12 protein-coding genes are annotated in these 16,614 nt (G+C 65.3%); 8 read left to right on the top strand and 4 right to left on the bottom strand.

Going from position 1 to position 16,614, the window contains the following annotated elements; translation table 11 throughout:
• The first annotated feature begins 106 nt into the window (after nt 1–106).
• Nucleotides 107–4,303, top strand: a complete 4,197-nt coding sequence (gene rpoC / locus JIP62_RS00415) for a DNA-directed RNA polymerase subunit beta' (RefSeq protein ID WP_201103015.1) — start codon at nt 107–109, stop codon at nt 4,301–4,303.
• A gap of 101 nt (nt 4,304–4,404) precedes the next feature.
• Here rpoC and JIP62_RS00420 read toward each other — a convergent pair whose 3' ends face one another.
• Genes JIP62_RS00420 through JIP62_RS00435 form a run of 4 tightly spaced genes read right to left on the bottom strand, consistent with a single transcriptional unit; the run spans nt 4,405 to nt 8,805 of the window.
• On the bottom strand, nt 4,405–5,220 hold the full coding sequence (locus JIP62_RS00420) for a hypothetical protein (RefSeq protein WP_201103016.1): 816 nt from the start codon (nt 5,218–5,220) through the stop codon (nt 4,405–4,407).
• 57 nt (nt 5,221–5,277) lie between these two features.
• Nucleotides 5,278–6,519 carry an ABC transporter permease gene (locus JIP62_RS00425; RefSeq protein ID WP_201103017.1) on the bottom strand — a complete coding sequence of 414 codons (1,242 nt, stop codon included), beginning with the start codon at nt 6,517–6,519 and terminating at the stop codon, nt 5,278–5,280.
• The gene (locus JIP62_RS00430) at nt 6,519–7,226 is read right to left on the bottom strand and encodes an ABC transporter ATP-binding protein (RefSeq protein ID WP_230974796.1); all 708 of its coding nucleotides are present in this window, start codon (nt 7,224–7,226) and stop codon (nt 6,519–6,521) included. The genes JIP62_RS00425 and JIP62_RS00430 overlap by 1 nt, the downstream gene beginning before the upstream one ends.
• The gene (locus JIP62_RS00435; protein WP_201103018.1) at nt 7,216–8,805 is read right to left on the bottom strand and encodes an efflux RND transporter periplasmic adaptor subunit; all 1,590 of its coding nucleotides are present in this window, start codon (nt 8,803–8,805) and stop codon (nt 7,216–7,218) included. The genes JIP62_RS00430 and JIP62_RS00435 overlap by 11 nt, the downstream gene beginning before the upstream one ends.
• 403 nt (nt 8,806–9,208) lie before the next feature.
• Here JIP62_RS00435 and rpsL point away from each other — a divergent pair, with 403 nt between their 5' ends.
• The 7 genes from rpsL (at nt 9,209) to JIP62_RS00465 (ending at nt 16,534) form a co-directional block, all read left to right on the top strand.
• Nucleotides 9,209–9,580 carry a 30S ribosomal protein S12 gene (rpsL, locus tag JIP62_RS00440; RefSeq protein ID WP_166604991.1) on the top strand — a complete coding sequence of 124 codons (372 nt, stop codon included), beginning with the start codon at nt 9,209–9,211 and terminating at the stop codon, nt 9,578–9,580.
• A gap of 81 nt (nt 9,581–9,661) precedes the next feature.
• Entirely contained in the window at nt 9,662–10,135 is a 474-nt protein-coding gene (rpsG, locus tag JIP62_RS00445) for a 30S ribosomal protein S7 (protein WP_201103019.1), read from the top strand.
• 150 nt (nt 10,136–10,285) lie between these two features.
• Complete coding sequence (fusA, locus tag JIP62_RS00450; RefSeq protein ID WP_201103020.1) at nt 10,286–12,367, top strand: elongation factor G; 2,082 nt, start codon at nt 10,286–10,288, stop codon at nt 12,365–12,367.
• 88 nt (nt 12,368–12,455) lie between these two features.
• Entirely contained in the window at nt 12,456–13,646 is a 1,191-nt protein-coding gene (gene tuf, locus JIP62_RS00455) for an elongation factor Tu (RefSeq protein ID WP_201102799.1), read from the top strand.
• 281 nt (nt 13,647–13,927) lie between these two features.
• The gene (locus JIP62_RS00460) at nt 13,928–14,878 is read left to right on the top strand and encodes a sensor histidine kinase (protein ID WP_230974797.1); all 951 of its coding nucleotides are present in this window, start codon (nt 13,928–13,930) and stop codon (nt 14,876–14,878) included.
• Between the two features lie 102 nt (nt 14,879–14,980).
• Nucleotides 14,981–15,109, top strand: coding sequence for a hypothetical protein (locus JIP62_RS15185; RefSeq protein ID WP_269145463.1), 129 nt, complete (start codon nt 14,981–14,983; stop codon nt 15,107–15,109).
• A gap of 90 nt (nt 15,110–15,199) precedes the next feature.
• Complete coding sequence (locus JIP62_RS00465; protein ID WP_201103022.1) at nt 15,200–16,534, top strand: hemolysin family protein; 1,335 nt, start codon at nt 15,200–15,202, stop codon at nt 16,532–16,534.
• Nucleotides 16,535–16,614 lie beyond the last annotated feature (80 nt).

The following is a 16,614-nucleotide window of genomic DNA, read 5'->3' on the forward strand; positions in this document are numbered from 1 at the left end:
GCGAGAATATCGCCGCCGCCCCTCCCGCATCACTCGCCGCTAGCCACTCGCCAATCGCCACCCTCTCTCTATTTTCGCGGCCCCTCGCCGCAGCAAGGAAATCAAGATGAACCAGGACGTCCTGAACATCTTCAACGCGGTCCCGGTCACTCCGACCTTCGACCAGATCAAGATCGCCCTCGCCAGCCCGGAGAAGATCCGGTCGTGGTCGTTCGGCGAGATCAAGAAGCCCGAGACCATCAACTACCGCACGTTCAAGCCCGAGCGTGACGGCCTGTTCTGCGCCCGTATCTTTGGCCCGACCAAGGATTACGAATGCCTGTGCGGCAAGTACAAGCGCATGAAGTACAAAGGCATCATCTGCGAGAAGTGCGGCGTGGAGGTCACCCTGGCCCGCGTTCGCCGCGAGCGGATGGGCCACATCGAACTGGCCAGCCCGGTCGCCCACATCTGGTTCCTGAAGTCGCTGCCCAGCCGCATCTCGCTGATGCTGGACATGGCGCTGAAGGACGTCGAGCGCGTTCTGTATTTCGAGAACTACATCGTCACCGAGCCGGGCCTGACCCCGCTGAAGCAGAACCAACTGCTGACCGAGGACGAGTTCTACCGCTATCAGGACGAGTACGGCGATGACGGCTTCACCGCCGAGATCGGCGCCGAGGCCGTGCGCAACCTGCTGATGGGCATCGACCTGCACGCCGAAGCTGAAAAGCATCGCGGCGAACTGGCCGACAGCCCCTCTGAAATGAAGGCCAAGAAGGCCTCCAAGCGCCTGAAGCTGATCGAAGCCTTCCTGGAAAGCGGCAACAAGCCCGAGTGGATGATCCTGACGGTCGTGCCGGTCATCCCGCCGGAACTGCGCCCGCTGGTGCCGCTGGACGGCGGCCGTTTCGCCACCTCGGACCTGAACGATCTGTACCGCCGGGTCATCAACCGTAACAACCGCCTGAAGCGGCTGATGGAGCTGCGCGCTCCGGACATCATCATCCGCAACGAAAAGCGGATGCTGCAGGAATCGGTCGACGCCCTGTTCGACAACGGCCGTCGCGGCCGTGTCAACACCGGTGCCAACAAGCGTCCGCTGAAGTCGCTGGCCGACATGCTGAAGGGCAAGCAGGGCCGCTTCCGTCAGAACCTGCTGGGCAAGCGCGTCGACTATTCGGGCCGTTCGGTCATCGTGGTCGGCCCCGACCTGAAGCTGCATGAGTGCGGCCTGCCCAAGAAGATGGCGCTCGAGCTGTTCAAGCCGTTCATCTATGCGCGTCTTGACGCCAAGGGCCTTTCGGGCACGGTCAAACAGTCCAAGCGGATGGTCGAGCGCGAGCAGCCGCAGGTCTGGGACATCCTGGAAGAGGTGATCCGCGAACACCCGGTCATGCTGAACCGGGCTCCGACGCTTCACCGTCTGGGCATCCAGGCGTTCGAGCCGAAACTGATCGAGGGCAAGGCCATCCAGCTGCACCCGCTGGTCTGCGCCGCCTTCAACGCCGACTTCGACGGCGACCAGATGGCTGTCCACGTTCCGCTGAGCCTGGAAGCCCAGCTGGAAGCGCGCGTCCTGATGATGTCGACGAACAACATCCTGTCGCCCGCAAACGGCAAGCCGATCATCGTGCCGTCGCAGGACATCGTTCTGGGCCTGTACTACCTGTCGCTGGTCAAGGACGGCGAGCCGGGTGAAGGCAAGCTGTTCGGCAGCCCCGCTGAGATCGACGCGGCTCTCGACGCCGGGGTCGTGACCCTGCACAGCCGCATCAAAGCGCGCTGGACCGAGCACGATGCATCCGGCGCGGAGGTGACCAAGGTCATCGACACGACGCCGGGCCGTATGAAGCTGGGCGCGCTTCTGCCGCGCAACCCCAACATCGGCTATCGCCTGCTCGAAAAGAACCTGACCAAGAAGGAGATCGGCAACCTGATCGATCAGGTCTATCGCCACTGCGGTCAGAAGGCGACGGTCATCTTCGCCGACCAGATGATGGGCCTGGGCTTCAAGGAAGCGGCGCGCGCCGGCATTTCCTTCGGCAAGGACGACATCGTCATTCCCGCCAAGAAGACGGTCATCGTCGACGAGACCCGCAAGCTGGCCGAGGAATACGAGCAGCAGTACGCCGATGGTCTGATCACCAAGGGCGAGAAGTACAACAAGGTCGTTGACGCCTGGGCCAAGGCCACGGACCGCGTCGCCGACGAGATGATGGGCGAGATCGCGCAGCCGCGCGTTCTGGCCGCCGGCATGGCGCCGGACATCAACTCCGTCTTCATGATGGCCAACTCCGGCGCCCGCGGTTCGCAGGCCCAGATGAAGCAGCTCGGCGGGATGCGCGGCCTGATGGCCAAGCCGTCCGGCGAGATCATCGAGACGCCGATCGTGTCGAACTTCAAGGAAGGCCTGACTGTGCTGGAGTACTTCAACTCCACCCACGGTGCCCGTAAGGGTCTGGCCGATACCGCGCTGAAGACCGCCAACTCCGGCTATCTGACGCGTCGTCTGGTCGACGTGGCGCAGGACTCCATCGTCACCGAAGAGGACTGCGGCTCGACGCGCGGCATCACCCTGCGTGCCGTGGTCGAGGGCGGCGACGTCCTGGTCTCGCTGGGCCAGCGGGTCCTGGGCCGTTATGCGGCCGAGGACATCAAGGAGCCGGGCACTGATAATGTGCTCTTCGCGGCGGATACCTATCTGCAGGAAGAAGAGGTCGAGGCCATCGATGCTGCCGGCGTTCAGTCGGTCAAGGTCCGCTCGGCCCTGACCTGCGAAGCCGAAGCCGGCATCTGCGCCTACTGCTATGGCCGTGACCTGGCGCGCGGCACCAACGTCAACATCGGCGAAGCGGTCGGGGTCATCGCGGCCCAGTCGATCGGTGAGCCGGGCACCCAGCTGACGATGCGGACCTTCCACATCGGCGGTACGGCGCAGGTGGCGGAAACCTCCTTCTATGAGGCGACCAACCCCGGGAAGGCCAAGATCACGGGCCCGACCGTCACGGCCGCGCACGGCGATCTGGTCGCCATGAGCCGCAACGTCGTCGTCACCATCGTGGTCGACGGCAAGGATCGCGAAAGCCACAAGATCCCTTATGGCGCGCGTCTGCGGGTCACCGAGGGTGCCGATGTCGCCAAGGGTCAGCGTCTGGCGGAGTGGGATCCCTACACCACCCCGATCCTCACCGAGGTCGGCGGGGCGATCCGCCTCGAAGACCTGGTCGAGGGCCTGTCCGTCAAGGAAGAGACCGACGAAGCGACCGGCATTGCCCAGCGCGTGGTCTCCGACTGGCGTGCCAGCCCGCGCGGCGCGGACCTTCGTCCGGCCCTGGGGGTCACCCAGGGTGAGGGCTATGCCAAGCTGGCCTCGGGCTCCGACGCCCGTTACCTGCTGCCGGTGGGCGCGGTTCTGTCCGTGTCCAATGGCGACGTCGTCAAGCCGGGTGAGATCATCGCCCGCGTTCCGACCGAGGGTGCCAAGACGCGCGACATCACCGGCGGTCTGCCGCGGGTGGCCGAGCTGTTCGAAGCCCGTCGTCCGAAGGACTGCGCGGTCATCGCCGAGATGGACGGCCGCGTCGAATTCGGACGCGACTACAAGAACAAGCGCCGCATCAAGATCACGCCGGAAGTCAATGCCGACGGCGTGCAGATGGACGCGGTCGAGTTCCTGATCCCGAAGGGCAAGCACATCTCCGTCCACGACGGCGATCTGATCCAGAAGGGCGACTACATCATCGACGGCAACCCCGATCCGCACGATCTGCTGCGCATCCAGGGCGTCGAGGCGCTGGCCGAGTATCTCGTGAACGAAGTGCAGGAGGTCTATCGACTGCAAGGCGTGCCGATCAACGACAAGCACATCGAGGTGATCGTTCGCCAGATGCTGCAGAAGGTCGAGATTCTGGACTCGGGCGAGACCACCCTTATCCGTGGCGACACGGTGGAGGTGGCCGAGGCCGCGCTGGAAAACGCCAAGGTCGAGAAGCGTGGTGGCCGTATCGCGACCACCCAGCCGGTCCTGCTCGGTATCACCAAGGCGTCGCTGCAGACCCGCAGCTTCATCTCGGCGGCGTCCTTCCAGGAGACGACCCGCGTCCTCACCGACGCCTCGGTCAACGGCAAGGTCGATACTCTGGAAGGCCTGAAGGAGAACGTCATCGTCGGCCGCCTGATCCCGGCCGGTACGGGTGCGTATCTGCGCTCGCTGCAGAAGATCGCCAACCAGCGCGACGACGTCCTGACCCAGACCCGCGAAGCTGCCGTCGAGCCGCTTCCGGCGGATCTGGCCCTGGAACTGGAGAGCAGCGAAAGCTGATCACCCGTTCGCGGTTGACTAGGAACAAAGGCGGCCCCGGCAACGGAGCCGCCTTTTTTCTTGGGGCGTCTACCGTTCAGCCAGCGGGGCGAGCTTGTCCGTCACCGCCTCTCGCGAGGAGAGCTGCCGCCGGGGGTCAGAGGGGTGCCGCTGGCGCGGGAACCGTCGCGGCGTGTGCGGATGTTCTGGTTCGAATCCGGCTGGAATGAGGGATCCAGGTGTGCCCCGGCCGTTCCGGTGCCGAAGTTCGAGCCCACACCGTCGGAGGGGCCGACCACGCCGGTGCCGCCCGACAGGGGACGGCGGCGGGCTTCATACTCGGCCAGTCGGCCAGCTCCCTCCCGCGCGAACCGGGCATCGCGTTCGGCGTCGTCGCTGCCGGTGATCGGCGCGGCGCGGCCGGCTGCGGCGTTGAAGCGCTCGTCGCAGATGGCCTGTTCAGCCGGGCTCATACGGCCGTTGCGCATGTCGCAGCCCACGACAGATCCTCGCAGCGATCGCCCGACACTCTCGCGCGTACCACCCGGTGCCACGCGCCAGCCGTCATCCAGACCAGGGGAGGGGGCGGGGGCACCCCCGGCTCGATCCGAAGGCCGCACGATGGGGGCGTCTGGATCTTCATCGTCTTCGCGATCCGGCGTCGGGACGGTCTGGCGTGTGTTGACGGTCCGGTCTGGCTGCGTCTCGGCAAGCTCAGGCGGGCTGGCGGTCGGGCGAGGCGTGCGAGCCGTCTCGCCCGGAAGAAGAGGACGCGGCTCAATGTCCAGATAGATCAACGGCGGATCGGTACGGCCTGTGGGCAGAGGGTCGAAGGTCCGCAGGGCCAAAGCACCCAGCACCGCGCCGTGAGCCACGGCCGAAACCGCGATCAGCGTCAGCGTTTGATGGCGCGCCCTTTGTGCTGTCTGCCCCGCCATATGCCCTCGCCACCCGACTGAGGTCAGGTGAGGGGGCAACGGTGTCGATCTGGTGGCCTATTCGCGGCGCAATGCGTCGATCGGATCAAGCTGAGCCGCGCGCCAGGCGGGATAGGCCCCGAAGACCACGCCCACAAACGTCGAAAAGCCGATCGCCAGCGGAGCCGCCCAGGCCGGGATCGCCGACGGCCAATCGCCGAACTGGGCCATCAGCAGGGCCCCGCCGACGCCCAGCGCCAGCCCGAGCAGGCCGCCCAGCAGCGATAGAGCAACGGATTCCAGCGCGAACTGGATCAGGACATCCGACCGCTTGGCTCCGATCGCCATCCGCAGGCCGATCTCGCGCGTCCGCTCGGTCACCGAGACCAGCATGATGTTCATGATGCCCACGCCGCCGACCACCAGCGATACCCCCGCAACGGCCGCCAGCAGGATGGTGAAGGTGGCGGTGGAGGCCTGGGCTGCCTCCTGGATCGACGTCAGGTTCTGAACGCTGAAGTCGTCCTCCTGTCCCGGGCGGATGCGGTGGCGTTCGCGCAGCAGTTCGGCAAGGTCCTGTTCCAGCGGATACAGGGCCTCTTCGTCGACGGCCTTCACATAGATCTGGTTCACGCTGTTGCCGCGGGAGTTGGGCCCCCGGCCGATGACGCGTGAGCGCGCGGCGTCCAAGGGAATGACGACGATGTCGTCCTGATCCTGAAAGCCTGACTGTCCCTTGGGGGCCAGGACGCCAATCACCTCGAACGGAATGGGGCCGATGCGCATGCGCTGGCCAACCGGATCGACACCTTCGCCGAACAGCTCGTTGACGACGGTCTGGCCCAGGACGGCGACCTTGCGCCCGCTCTCGGCGGCGGCCTGGTCAAACATCTGGCCGGATGAAATCTCCAGGTCGCGGGCGATCAGATAGTCGGGCGTGACCCCTTCGATCCGGCTGGACCAGTTGGCTCCGTTGTAAACCAGCTGCGCCCCGCCATTGATGGCCGGCGAGACGGCGCGAACCCCATCCAGGGTCACGATGGCTTCGGCGTCATCGACGGTCAGCGTCGCGCCCGAACCGCCAGCCCCGCGCACAAAGCCTCCACCTGCGCCCCGGGGAGCGCCGGGCCGGACCACGAGCATATTGGTGCCCAGGCTCGAAAGCGCCTCTTCCACCTGCTTCTGCGCGCCCAATCCGATGGCGGTCATCATGATCACTGCGGCCACGCCAATGACGACGCCCAGAGACGTCAGGGCACTGCGCATGGGGTGCGCGGCGATGGCACCCACGGCGAAGCGGACCAGTTCGATGGGGTTCATCACAGGCTCCCATCATCGCTGACGATATGGCCGTCGCGGAAGGCGATCCGGCGGCGAGCGCGGGCGGCAACCTCGTTATCGTGGGTGACAATGCACAGGGTCAGACCCTGGGCGTTCAGTTCATCGAACAGGGCCAGGACTTCCTGGCCGGTGGCGGTGTCCAGGGCCCCTGTAGGCTCGTCGGCGAGCAACAGGTCAGGGCCGTTGGCCAGGGCGCGGGCGATGGCGACGCGTTGCTGTTGACCGCCCGACATCTGCGTGGGGCGGTTGTTCAGGCGGTTTCCCAAGCCGACGCGCTGCAGCAGTTCAACGGCACGGGCCTTGCGAGCAGCCGGGGCAATGCCGGCATAGATCATCGGCAGCTCGACGTTCTGGACCGCCGTAAGGCGGGGCAGGAGCTGGAAGGACTGGAAGATGAAGCCGATGCGGCGATTGCGGAAATCGGCCAGCTGATCGTCGTCGAAATCGGCCACCGGCTCGTCCTCGAACCGGTAGATGCCGCCCGTGGGACGATCCAGCCCGCCCAGCACATTCATCAGCGTCGACTTGCCCGAGCCGGAGGGGCCGACGATGGCGACATGCTCGCCGCGCGCGATGCTGAGCGAGACGCCGCCCAGGGCCGAGATGACCTCGTCGCCCATGACATAGGTCTTGGTCAGCCCCTCGAAGGCGATCATGGCGGTGGGAGCTGGCATATCAGAAGCCACGGGGACCTCCGCGACCGGCCCCGCCGCTGGCCGCCATGCGGGCCGCCTGGGCCTGGGCCTGGGTGTTGACCGCACGGGGACCACCACCCGTAATGACCTGATCGCCCTCGTTCAGACCACTGAGGACCTCGGTATAGCTGCCGTCCGTCGCCCCGGTGCGAACCGAACGCTGAACCGGCTCACCGTCCACCAGGACCCAGACCGTGCCGCGTCCGCCGCCGCCCGCGAAACGGCCGCGCAGGGTCTCCAGCGTCGTCTGCTGGTCCGGCCGCAACAGGGGTTTGATCTCGTCGAAGGCCTTGTTGAAGGCGGCGGCCATGGCCGGGTTGTTGCCGCGGCGGCGTTGACCGCCACCACCCTGGGCCCGAGCAGCGGCCCTGGCTTCCTGCTGAGCGCGATCCAGGATCGGCTGCACCTTGGCCCGTTGCGCGGCATCCAGGTTCAGCTCGGCGATGATGGAGGCGGCCATGTTGCCGCGCCCGCCGGAACGCTGTCCTCCGCCTCCGGGGGGGGCGGCTGCGCCAGAACCGCCGCCAGCCCGGCGCGTGGGCTGTTCGGCCTCGACCCCCGCCGGGGTGAAGCGCAGGGCCGAGTTCGGCACCCGCAGCACGCCGCGACGCTGTTCCAGGATGATGTCGGCATTGGCCGTCATGCCCGGCAGGAGCCGCTCGCCGGGATTGTCGGCCTCGACCACGACCGTATAGGCGACGACGCTCGACTCGGCGGTCGGCAACATTCGGATCTGGGTCACCTCGCCGGTGAAATTGTCGTTGGCGAAGGCGTCGACCGTGAACCTCACCGGTTGGCCCAGCCGCACCGAGCCGATGTCGGCCTCGTCCACGCTGATCAGGGCCTGAACCCGGCCAAGGTCCTGGGCCAGGGTGAACAGGACGGCGACGTTCAGACCAGAGGCGACCGTCTGGCCCGGCTCGATCTGGCGATCGATAACGATGCCGCTGATCGGAGCGGTGATCGAAGTGCGGCCCAGGGTGGCCTGGTTGGCGCGCAGGGAAGCCTGCTGCTGGCGGACCTGGGCGTTGGCGCTCTGAACGCTGGCCCGGGCGGTGCGGAGTGAGGCCGAGGCCGTATCGAGGGCGGCCTGGGCGACGATGCCCCGGTCGAACAGGAATTTCTGGCGGTCGTATTCGGCCTGGGCCAGGGCGACCTGGGCCTCGGCCTGGCTCACCTGGGCCTGGGCCGAGGCGATCTGGGCTTGAGACTGTTCGACGGCCGACCGCTGATTCTGGGGGTCCAGAACAGCCAGGGTCTGACCGCGGGTAACCCGGTCATTGTAGTCGACCAGGACCTGTGTCACCTGGCCGGAAATCTGCGAGCCGACCTCGACGGTGACCAGGGCCTCCAGCGTGCCGGAGGCTGACACGCTGCGCACGATCTCGCCGCGCGAGACGGCCTCGGTGCGGTAAGGGTCGGCGTCGTCGCCCCCCCGAAGAAAGAAGAACCAGATCGCGATCAGCGCCAGCACACCCGCGCCGATGGCCAGGGCCAGCGTCATGCCGTTGCGGCGACGAGGGCGAGGCTTCTTTGGCAGGGGGCCTGGCGAGATCGGCGTTGCGGTCATGTCGTGCGTCTTTGTTCTGGCAAACGGGGAGGGCGTCTTAGGCAGTTAACGGCAATCGTCACGGTTTCCGTCGCAAGGGGGTCGGGCATCGCCCCAAGGGTGCCGCCCTTGACCGCAGACCACCCCTGGCGTAAACGCCGCCTACTTTCGAGGCTGATCGGTTCGCTGGTCGGCAGTGATCGTGACAATCGAGCGGACGGGCTGTGCCCGCCGGAACGCCCAAAGCGCGCGTTCCGGCCCTTTGTGTTTTCCGGTTCGCCCGGATGCCGGGGGTGCGATCGAAGCACGGACGGCTCGAGATAAACACCCGGACGGAGCATCACGTTCCGTTCAAAAAGAAGGCATTCGGGGCGCTCCGGCCGACAGGCACACGCCCCCACCGATTGAAAGAGACGAGACTTCAATGCCCACGATCAACCAGCTGATGCGCAAGCCGCGCGCCCCCAAGCCCGTCCGGAACAAGGTTCCCGCGCTGAAGGGCTGCCCGCAGCGCCGCGGCGTCTGCACCCGCGTCTATACGACGACCCCGAAGAAGCCGAACTCCGCTCTGCGTAAGGTCGCCAAGGTGCGCCTGACCACGGGCATCGAGGCGGTGTGCTACATCCCCGGCGAGGGCCACAATCTGCAGGAGCACTCGGTGGTCCTGATCCGCGGCGGCCGCGTGAAGGACTTGCCCGGCGTTCGCTATCACATCCTGCGCGGCGTGCTCGACACGCAAGGCGTCAAGGACCGCAAGCAGCGCCGTTCGCACTACGGTGCCAAGCGTCCGAAGTAAGCGACCCCTCCATTCCATTCGTCGGTGCCGGGCCCGTAGGCCCGGACCGGCTGTCCGATATCGATTTAGAAGGCCCAGCCCATGTCACGTCGCCACCGCGCCCAGAAACGCGAAGTCCTGCCGGATCCCAAGTACAAGGATCTGATCGTCACCAAGTTCATGAACTACGTCATGTACGAGGGCAAAAAGGCCGTCGCCGAGAACATCGTCTATGGCGCGTTCGACATCCTGGCCGAAAAGAAGAAGGACCAGGAGCCGGTCGCGACCTTCCACAGCGCCCTGGACAACGTCGCGCCGTCGGTCGAAGTCCGTTCGCGTCGCGTCGGTGGTGCCACCTATCAGGTGCCGGTCGAGGTCCGTCCGGACCGCCGCCGTGCTCTGGCCATCCGTTGGCTGGTGAACGCCGCCCGCAAGCGCGGCGAGAACACCATGACCGAGAAGCTGGCCGCCGAGCTGCTGGACGCTTCGAACAACCGCGGCACCGCGGTCAAGAAGCGCGAAGACACCCACAAGATGGCCGAAGCCAACCGCGCCTTCTCGCACTACCGCTGGTAACGCCTTCAAAGCGTCATCTGCGCTGACTATCTATCGGGTATCCGACGCGGGCGATTTAAGCTAAATCGCCCGCGCTCCATTATCCGAAACCGATCGATCTCCCCGAGGGCGCACCCTGCGTCCTGAACCACCCCTTCAAGGCACGCTTTCATGGCCCGCACTCACAAGCTCGAGGACTACCGCAACTTCGGCATCATGGCCCACATCGACGCGGGCAAGACGACGACGACCGAGCGGATCCTGTATTACACCGGCAAGAACCATAAGATCGGCGAAGTCCACGACGGCGCTGCCACCATGGACTGGATGGACCAGGAGCAGGAGCGAGGCATCACTATCACGTCCGCCGCGACGACCGCCTTCTGGCAGGGCAAGCGCCTGAACATCATCGACACGCCCGGACACGTGGACTTCACCATCGAGGTCGAGCGGTCCCTGCGCGTGCTCGACGGTGCCGTGACGGTGCTGGACGGCAATGCCGGCGTCGAGCCGCAGACCGAAACCGTCTGGCGTCAGGCCGACAAGTACAAGGTTCCGCGCATCGTCTTCGTCAACAAGATGGACAAGATCGGTGCTGACTTCGACAAGTCGGTCGAGTCGATCCGCGACCGTCTGGGTGCCAAGGCCGTGCCGATCCAGTTCCCGATCGGCTCCGAGTCCAACCTGACGGGCCTGGTGGACCTGGTCCGCATGACCGGCGTGGTCTGGGACAACGACGGCCTGGGCGCCTCCTACAAGGACGTGCCGATCCCTGATGATCTGGTCGAAAAAGCCAATGAAGCGCGCCAGTACCTGATCGACAACGCCGTCGAGCTGGATGACGAGGCGATGGAAGCCTACCTTGAGGGCAATGAGCCTTCGGAAGAGGTCATCAAGAAGTGCATCCGCAAGGCCGTGCTGACCGGTGCCTTCTATCCGATCCTGTGCGGCTCGGCCTTCAAGAACAAGGGCGTGCAGACGCTGCTGGACGCCGTGGTCGACTATCTGCCGTCGCCGCTGGACATCCCGCCGACCGCCGGCATCGACTTCAAGACCGAAGAGCCCGTCACGCGTAAGGCGTCGGACGACGAGCCTCTGTCGGTCCTGGCGTTCAAGATCATGGACGACCCCTTCGTCGGCTCGCTGACCTTCTGCCGCATCTATTCGGGCAAGATGGAAACCGGCCAGAGCCTGCTGAACTCCAGCCGGGACAAGAAGGAGCGCGTCGGACGCATGCTCCAGATGCACTCCAACAACCGTGAGGACATCAAGGAAGCCTATGCTGGCGACATCGTCGCCCTGGCCGGCCTGAAGGAAACCCGCACGGGCGATACCCTCTGCGATCCGCTGAAGTCGCCGGTCATCCTCGAGAAGATGGAATTCCCGGCCCCCGTGATCGAGATCTCGGTCGAGCCGAAGTCCAAGGCCGATCAGGAGAAGCTGGGCGTCGCCCTGGCCAAGCTGGCGTCGGAGGATCCGTCCTTCACCGTCTCGACCGATCACGAGTCGGGTCAGACCATCCTGAAGGGGATGGGTGAACTGCACCTCGACATCAAGATCGACATCCTGAAGCGTACCTACAAGGTCGAGGCTAACATCGGCGCGCCGCAGGTGGCCTATCGCGAGTCCCTGGGTCGCAAGGCCGAGATCGACTACACCCACAAGAAGCAGACCGGTGGTACGGGTCAGTTCGCCCGCGTCATGATCACCTTCGAACCGGGCGAGCCCGGCTCGGGCTTCGTGTTCGAGAACTCGATCGTCGGCGGTGCGGTGCCCAAGGAATACATCCCGGGCGTTCAGAAGGGCATCGAGTCGGCCAAGGACAACGGCCTGCTGGCTGGCTTCCCGCTGATCGACTTCAAGGCCACCCTGACGGACGGCAAGTTCCACGACGTCGACTCCAGCGTGCTGGCGTTCGAAATCGCGGCCCGCGCCGCCTTCCGCGAACTGAAGGAGAAGGGTTCGCCCAAGCTGCTCGAGCCGATCATGGCGGTCGAGGTCGTGACCCCCGAGGATTACCTCGGCTCGGTCATCGGCGACCTGAACGGCCGTCGCGGCATGATCCAGGGTCAGGACATGCGCGGCAACGCCACCGTCGTGAACGCCTTCGTGCCGCTGGCCAACATGTTCGGCTATGTGAACACCCTTCGCGGGATGTCGCAGGGCCGGGCGGCCTTCACCATGCAGTACGACCACTATGAGCCGGTGCCGCAACACGTCGCCGACGAAGTGATCAAGAAATATTCCGCCTAAATCCCTTTAGGTTCCCGGCGGGTCGAACCCGCCGGGCCCCCTGAAAACCCTAGGATAAGCCCCCTGTTCAGGGGACGGAGAGAAGAGAATGGCCAAGGAAAAGTTTGAGCGGACTAAGCCGCACTGCAACATCGGCACGATTGGTCACGTTGACCACGGCAAGACGACGCTGACGGCGGCGATCACGATGACGCTGGCGAAGGCCGGTGGTGCCAAGGCGATGAACTACGCGGACATCGACGCTGCGCCGGAAGAGAAGGCGCGGGGCATCACGATCAACACGGCGCACGTGGAATATGAGACGGAGAACCGTCACTATGCTCACGTCGACTGCCCTGGCCACGCCGACTATGTGAAGAACATGATCACGGGCGCGGCGCAGATGGACGGCGCGATCCTGGTGGTTTCGGCCGCTGACGGCCCGATGCCGCAGACGCGCGAGCACATCCTGCTGGCCCGTCAGGTCGGCGTGCCGGCGCTGGTCGTGTACATGAACAAGGTGGATCTGGTCGACGACGCCGAGCTGCTCGAGCTGGTCGAGATGGAGATCCGCGAGCTGCTGTCGAGCTACCAGTTCCCGGGCGACGAGATTCCGATCACGGCGGGTTCGGCCAAGGCCGCGACCGACGGCGTGAATCCGGAGATCGGCGAGCAGTCGGTTCTGAAGCTGATGGAGACGGTGGACGCCTACATCCCGCAGCCGGAGCGTCCGGTGGACCTGCCGTTCCTGATGCCGGTGGAAGACGTGTTCTCGATCTCGGGCCGCGGCACCGTGGTGACGGGCCGGGTCGAGCGCGGCATCGTCAAGGTCGGCGAGGAAGTCGAGATCGTGGGCATCCGTCCGGTTCAGAAGACGACCTGCACGGGCGTGGAAATGTTCCGCAAGCTGCTGGACCAGGGCCAGGCGGGCGACAACGTGGGCGTGCTGCTGCGCGGCACCAAGCGTGAAGACGTCGAGCGCGGTCAGGTTCTGTGCAAGCCCGGTTCGATCACGCCGCACACCAAGTTCCTGGCCGAGGCCTACATCCTGACCAAGGAAGAGGGTGGCCGTCACACGCCGTTCTTCACCAACTACCGCCCGCAGTTCTACTTCCGCACGACGGACGTGACCGGCATCGTGACGCTGAAGGAAGGCGTCGAGATGATCATGCCGGGCGACAACGCCGAGCTGAACGTCGAGCTGATCACCCCGATCGCGATGGAAGAGAAGCTGCGCTTCGCCATCCGTGAAGGCGGCCGCACCGTCGGCGCCGGCGTCGTGGCCAAGATCCTGGCCTGATAGAGGCTGGATGCTCCAAGGCGGGGCCTGCTTGGCCCCGCTGCCGAGCGCAGACGAATGGCCTAAAGCCGCGCGCAAGCGCCTAAGGCCCACTACAAAGACCCCCGTCGGGAAACCGGCGGGGGTTTCTGTTGGGCGAAATGTCTGATGTACGCTGTCGGACAGTTCATGCGCCGTTGCGTAGCTGAGCTTAATTTCTTTGCTTTTTCTGGCGCTCTTGGCGAGGCTGTCGGACTGGAAGAGGGTGAAACGTGCAGGCCGAGTCCTTCAGAAGCAAACCGGTGCTCGGCTATGGACTGGCCGTGGGTGCCTGGCTGGCTGCGTTCTTGTTGCGCGCAGGCCTGGCCGACTGGTTCCCGCCGGGCTTCCCCTATCTGACCTTTTTCCCCGCCGTGGTGGTGGTGGCCTATTTCGCGGGTCTGCGTCCGGCAATTTTGACGTCCGTGTTGTCGGGCCTGTCGGCGTGGTGGTTCTGGATCGGGGCCCCGGGCTTCGATTGGAGTGTAGCGACCGGGGTTGCCCTGGGCTTCTTCGCCTTCGTGGTGGCGGTCGACATCTTCTTTATCGTCGGCATGACCTCGGCGACGCGGGACCTTGAGGAGGAGGTCAAGCGCAGCACGGCCCTGGCCCACAGTCGGGACCTGCTTTACCGCGAGCTGCAGCACCGGGTGTCGAACAACATTCAGGTCGTCAGTGCGCTGCTGAAGCTGGAGGCCGGAATCACTTCGGATACCCAGGCCAAGCGCGTCCTGAATGAGGCCGCCACCCGCACGGCCCTGATCGCTAAGGTGCAAAGGGGCCTGTCTGACGCTGATGGACGGGCTACGCCTTTCGATGAGGTCGCGCGGGACCTGTGTGCCGATGCCTTGGCCGCAGCTGCCCGGGAGGACGTCGTCGTTGACGTCAGGGACGGGCGGCTGACCCTGACGGCAGAGGAAGCGACGCCAGTCATGCTGACCATGCTGGAATGCGTGAACAACGCCCTTGAACATGCCTTGCCGAGCCGGGCAGGGCGGATCGAAATCGGCCTGAGCGAGGTCGGGCAGGAGCGGGTCCTGGAGGTTCGGGACGACGGTCAGGGGCTCTCCGCCGGCTTTGACCTGAACAAGACCCGCAGCCTCGGCCTGAACATCGTGCGCGGCCTGGCCGGACAACTGGGGGGACAGTTCCTGATCGAGCCGGGCCATCCTGGGGTGCGTGCGACCCTGACCTATCCTCGGCAAGAGAGCTGACGCCTCGCGCCATGTTCTCTCGCGCTGCGGGCGAACCTCCTTGCCGGGAACCGCCGACTGATCCCTACGTTCGCAAGACGGATGTTAGGATTTTGTTAACCCATGCGGCGTGCGCTTCATATCGGACTGTTCATCGGCACACTGCTGGGCATGTCGGCCTGTGCCGCCCTCGGCCCCGACGACGGGTCCGCGGGTGCCTATGGCTCGGTCGAGGCGGGGCCGACGCGCTGAGCGAAGAATCCATGGCGCAAAGGCCTGTCCTGGCCTAATGTCGTCTTTGCGGATGCCGAACGCTGCGCCGCGCAGGTTACCTCCCCCTAAATGTTAGCCATCGCCATCGCCGTCGTTCTGCTCCTTGTGGTGCTCAACGGCCTGTTCGCCATGACCGAGTTGGCGGTCGTCTCCTCGCGCCGGTCAAAGCTGCAAAGCAGGGCGGAACGCGGCGACAAGGGGGCTCGGGCTGCGCTGAAGCTGTCGGAAGATCCGACGCATTTCCTGTCCGCTGTCCAGGTCGGCATCACCCTCATCGGGATTCTGGCCGGTGCCTATGGTCAGGCCGCTATCGCGGGCGAGCTGAACCTCATCCTGGAGCGGACCGTTCCCGCGCTGGCGGCCTATACGGAAGTCTTCGCTACCGCCGTTGTCGTCATCTGCATCACCTACATCTCGCTGATCGTGGGCGAGCTGGTGCCAAAACGGCTGGCACTGATCTTCCCCGAGAGCATCGCGGCCAAGATGGCGGCACCCATCTCGACCTTGGCAATCGTGCTGCATCCGTTCGTTGTCCTGCTGACGGCCTCCACCTCGGGCATTCTGAAGGTGCTGGGGGTCAAGGACCGGGACGGCAGCGACGTCACCCAGGAGGAGGTCGAGACCATGATCGCCGAGGGTACGGCGTCGGGTCTGATCGAGCCCGAGGAACAGACGATGATCGAGGAGATCCTGCGTCTGGGCGATCGGCCGATCCGCGTCGCCATGACCCCGCGCCACGAGGTGTTCTGGGTCGCGCTGGATGATTCGGAAGCCGTTCTGCGCGAGGAAGTGCGGACCTGCCCTTATTCGCGCATCGTGGTGGCCAAGGAGAACGACGTCGATAATCCGCTGGGCGTCGTGCACAAAAAGGACCTGCTGGACAGCCTGCTGGACAATGGCGAGTTCAATATCGAGAAGCACGTCCAGATCCCCGCCTTCATCCCCCAGTCGACCTCGGTGCTGAAAGCGCTGGAGATTCTGAAGGCGTCGAAGGTCCACATGGCCTTTCTGGTCGATGAATTCGGGGCCTTTGAGGGGGTGGTGACGGCCACTGACCTGCTGGAAATGATCGCCGGCGACTTCGACGAGGGGCACGATGATGCCGACGTCAATGTACGCGAGCGTGAGGACGGCACCTGGATGGTCGACGGCCAGACCGATCTGGACGAACTGGCCGACATCCTGGGCGAGGATTTCGGCGAGGCCGAGGGTTTCCACACCGTGGCAGGCCTGGTGCTGCACCAGTTGTCGCGCGTGCCGGATGAAGGCGAAGTCCTGCAGATCGGCCGGTTCGAGGTGGAGGTCGTCGATATGGACGACCGCCGGATCGACAAGCTGCTGTTCAAACAGGTCGTCAACAAGGCTGCCGAAGCCGCCGCCATCGCCGAGCGCGCAGACGACTGAACCGGCCAGACCGTGTTCGCGCTTGAAATGCCTCGCCGGGTCGGGCATACGCCCCGCTCTGGCGAAGTCGATCGCCCGTG

The organism is Brevundimonas vitisensis (genome assembly GCF_016656965.1).
Lineage (GTDB): Bacteria > Pseudomonadota > Alphaproteobacteria > Caulobacterales > Caulobacteraceae > Brevundimonas > Brevundimonas vitisensis.

What these genes read in the sequence shown, in the direction of transcription:
- rpoC (WP_201103015.1), top strand. Translation starts at nt 107, where the DNA reads ATGAACCAGGACGTCCTGAACATCTTCAACGCGGTCCCGGTCACTCCG.
- JIP62_RS00420 (WP_201103016.1), bottom strand. Translation starts at nt 5,220, where the DNA reads ATGGCGGGGCAGACAGCACAAAGGGCGCGCCATCAAACGCTGACGCTG.
- JIP62_RS00425 (WP_201103017.1), bottom strand. Translation starts at nt 6,519, where the DNA reads ATGAACCCCATCGAACTGGTCCGCTTCGCCGTGGGTGCCATCGCCGCG.
- JIP62_RS00435 (WP_201103018.1), bottom strand. Translation starts at nt 8,805, where the DNA reads ATGACCGCAACGCCGATCTCGCCAGGCCCCCTGCCAAAGAAGCCTCGC.
- rpsL (WP_166604991.1), top strand. Translation starts at nt 9,209, where the DNA reads ATGCCCACGATCAACCAGCTGATGCGCAAGCCGCGCGCCCCCAAGCCC.
- rpsG (WP_201103019.1), top strand. Translation starts at nt 9,662, where the DNA reads ATGTCACGTCGCCACCGCGCCCAGAAACGCGAAGTCCTGCCGGATCCC.
- fusA (WP_201103020.1), top strand. Translation starts at nt 10,286, where the DNA reads ATGGCCCGCACTCACAAGCTCGAGGACTACCGCAACTTCGGCATCATG.
- tuf (WP_201102799.1), top strand. Translation starts at nt 12,456, where the DNA reads ATGGCCAAGGAAAAGTTTGAGCGGACTAAGCCGCACTGCAACATCGGC.
- JIP62_RS15185 (WP_269145463.1), top strand. Translation starts at nt 14,981, where the DNA reads ATGCGGCGTGCGCTTCATATCGGACTGTTCATCGGCACACTGCTGGGC.
- JIP62_RS00465 (WP_201103022.1), top strand. Translation starts at nt 15,200, where the DNA reads ATGTTAGCCATCGCCATCGCCGTCGTTCTGCTCCTTGTGGTGCTCAAC.